At 29.9% G+C, this 3,188-nt stretch carries 3 protein-coding genes; all 3 read right to left on the bottom strand.

Annotated elements, in window-relative coordinates:
* Positions 1 to 834: carbohydrate ABC transporter permease (locus AMN95_RS00120; protein ID WP_218836521.1), on the bottom strand; the 834-nt coding region annotated here is incomplete at its 3' end.
* A 67-nt stretch (positions 835 to 901) separates the two neighbouring features.
* Positions 902 to 2,161, bottom strand: coding sequence for a carbohydrate ABC transporter permease (locus tag AMN95_RS00115; RefSeq protein ID WP_075521985.1), 1,260 nt, complete (start codon positions 2,159 to 2,161; stop codon positions 902 to 904).
* Between the two features lie 49 nt (positions 2,162 to 2,210).
* On the bottom strand, positions 2,211 to 3,188 hold a 978-nt coding region (locus AMN95_RS00110; protein WP_075521984.1), incomplete at its 5' end, for an ABC transporter substrate-binding protein.

Genomic DNA, 3,188 nt, shown 5'->3' with positions numbered 1-3,188 from the left:
TATTATGCCAAACCAATTCTGACCATCCATAATTCCTGCATCTTCAATTTCTTTTGGAATACTTTTGAAATATCCTTGCAGCATGTATATAGCGACTGGCAGAGTTGTAGCTGTGTAAACTATTAAAAGACCAAAAACTGAATTTCTTAATCCAAGTTGACTAAACACGGTATACAAGGGGATTACTAATACTATAGCTGGAAACATATAAATAATTAAAATCGAAGTTGATAAAAAATTTTTGCCAAAGAAATTTAATCTAGCGACTGCATAAGCTGCAGGAATTGCAAACAATAGTGTGACAATAACAGTTCCAATTGAAACAGCAGAGCTAATCAAAATGTATCTTCCAAAATTATATGTTTCAAAAATCACAAAATAAGATTTGAACAACTCCGTAAAGCTTTTTGTGAAATCTAGACTAAAATCTAAAGGATTAACTAATAAAGCTATCTGAGTTTTAAAACTTGTAACAAGCATAATATAAAATGGAAATAAAATTACGAATGCAAAAAAAGCTATACCAAATAAGGTGATGAAATCAAAAATAATTTTTTCGGATATGAAATCTTCCTGTAAAGATTGCATACTATAATTTTTAAGCTTGTTGGTAAAAAATAAAGTAATTAAGAAAACTCCAAGGATGTACCAAAATGGAGAGGTTTCATTATAGTAAAAATATGAAATAGAAAACAAAAATGATAATGAGAAAATCTTTATTAAGTGATTAATCCTATCACCAATTAAAACAAATACAAAAGATAATAAGATGCTAATTATGAAAACTAGAGTGATGTTTAAATTGGTAAAATTTATACCTTGAAGTGTAGCCATGATTTTCCAAATTGATAAAATAGATGTCAGAAAAAAAGAAGAAAAGATCAAAAATATTAAAATAGTTTTAAACCTCATTAGCCCTCTTTCCAATTAATCTAAAATAAATAACCATGAAACTAATAAGTAACATTACAATTACAATTGAAACAGCTGAGCCCATCCCAATATCTGATACTGCAAATCCTTGTTGATAAACATTAATAGGTAAAGTTCTAGTACCTGAAGCTCCACCCGTTAATAAAAAAATATCTTCAAATTTGTTAAAGTTCCAAATAAACCTAATCATGAATAAAATTGAAATGATTGCTGTAATTTGAGGCAACGTTATGTGGATAAATTTTTGGAGTGGGCTTGCGCCATCAACTTCAGCTGCTTCATACAAAGTTTGTGGAATGGCTTGTAATCTTGCTAAAATAAAAAGAAAAGCGAGCGGAAAATAGCGCCAAATTTCAAAAAATATGACTGTAGTTAAAGCTAGCCTTAATTTTAATTCAAAACCTAAAATACTCATTGTTATATATTTTTGGCCCAATAAATTAATTGGTTTTTCTATAATATTAAAATTAACCAGCAGCGCATTCAAAGTTCCACTATTTGGATCTAATAATAATGTCCAAGTATAAGCTAAAGCAACCACAGGACCCACATAAGGAAAAAGCAAAATACCTCGCATATATGTTCGACCTTGAATATTCTGATTAACTAATTGAGCAGCCAAAATTCCAAAGATAATAGCACCAACCGTTCCAAAAAAAGTGAAGTAAAATGTTGTTAACAGTAATTCAACAAAATTATTTTCATAAAAAACTTTTTTAAAATTTTCTATAGTAAAATTTGTAGTGAGTAGTGGGTTATCTGCTTTTCCACTTAAAATTGGTTTTTGTGATTTAATTATTCTTTTATCAATTATTTCACCATTGTTATTCTTTATGGTTATTTCAAAATTTTCCCTATATTTTTCCTGCCAATTTCCAAAATTACACATAACTTTTTTAGATTGAAAATTACATCTTGGATCTAAATTTACCGGCAAAATATCTTTTGGAAACTTATCTTGGAACTTAACATTTCTTATTTCTTGAATTAAAGAACTATTTCGTAATTTATAAATAATTTTTAATTCTGATTGATTTTCTGAAATTGATTTAACAATTTTCTTTGCCCTTGGTTCAGGAATTCTAATGTCTTTTAATTCAATGTCTTTAAAACTGATCCAAACATTTGCAAATATAGGAAATAGAACAATAGCAAAAACTAACAGGACTGCAGGTAAAACTAAAGTGTAAGCAGTTCTTTTTTCTAATTTTGATAATGAATCACTCATAATAAAAAGCGGATAATAAAATATTATCCGCTCTTTATAAATTTATTATTTAAAACTTAGCTAATTCAGCGTTAATTTTCTTAACTGCTTCGTCAACTGAGATTTGATCATCAATATATTCTCTAGTGATTCTATTTAAGAATTGAGAATTAATGATTTTTGATGCTCTAGATAGCTCACCCTCTTTAACACCCCATCTGTTTGCAGTATCTAAACCTGCTACGATGTTATCAATAACATCTGCAGAATAAAGGTCAGTCAAAGGAGCTTTTCTATCTACACCAACTGGTAATTTACTCCAAGCTTTAGTATAAGCATTAGGATCACTCTTGTTCCCTCTTCTTACTGGAAATTTTCCTTCAGGAGCAATTCCTAATGTTGCTGTATAACCTTCACTCATTGAATACTCTATAAATTTTTTAGCTTCATCAGTATCTGCATCTGCAGTTATTCCAAAGTATCTTACATCTGCCCAAGCAGCACCTTTTCTATTATTAGGTCCACTAAAATTTGTAATGAAACCAGTTTTAGATGCAAGCTCTGGTGATGTTGGGTCACTATTTATTGTTGGTGGAGCAGAATCTCTTAATCCTGCTAACTCATCCATAATAAATGGAGACCAAATAATCATTGGTGTTTTTCCAGCAAAGTATAAAGCTCTTGATTGTTTCCAGAATAATTCTCCTGGAGGACTTGCTTTAGCAATTACTTTATAAAACTCTAAAGAATTCTTTAAAGCCTTACCTTGTTTTTTAGTTCCACCTTTTTTAACAAAGTTGACCCCATTAGCTAAAAGTACATGTTCAAGTACTTGGCTCATAAAGTTTTCGTCTGTTTTAGTAGCAGCTACAAAACCAAACATATCATTACTTGATAATTCGTTTACAGCTTTAACTATATTTGCATATGAAGTTGGTGGTTCTAAACCAGCTGCAGCAAATAGATCTTTTCTGTAAACAACCATTTGAGTCCAGCCATCAACTGGAACGGCTGCAATTTTTCCACCTTTTTTAGCCATATTCAATGC

This window comes from Candidatus Pelagibacter communis (assembly GCF_001180185.1).
In the GTDB taxonomy this organism is placed as follows: domain Bacteria; phylum Pseudomonadota; class Alphaproteobacteria; order Pelagibacterales; family Pelagibacteraceae; genus Pelagibacter; species Pelagibacter ubique_F.
Note: the sequence above shows the minus strand (reverse complement) of the source record. Positions and strands in the feature narration are given on the sequence as shown.

Coding starts and splice junctions, on each gene's coding strand:
- AMN95_RS00115 (WP_075521985.1), bottom strand. CDS start 2,161: ATGAGTGATTCATTATCAAAATTAGAAAAAAGAACTGCTTACACTTTA.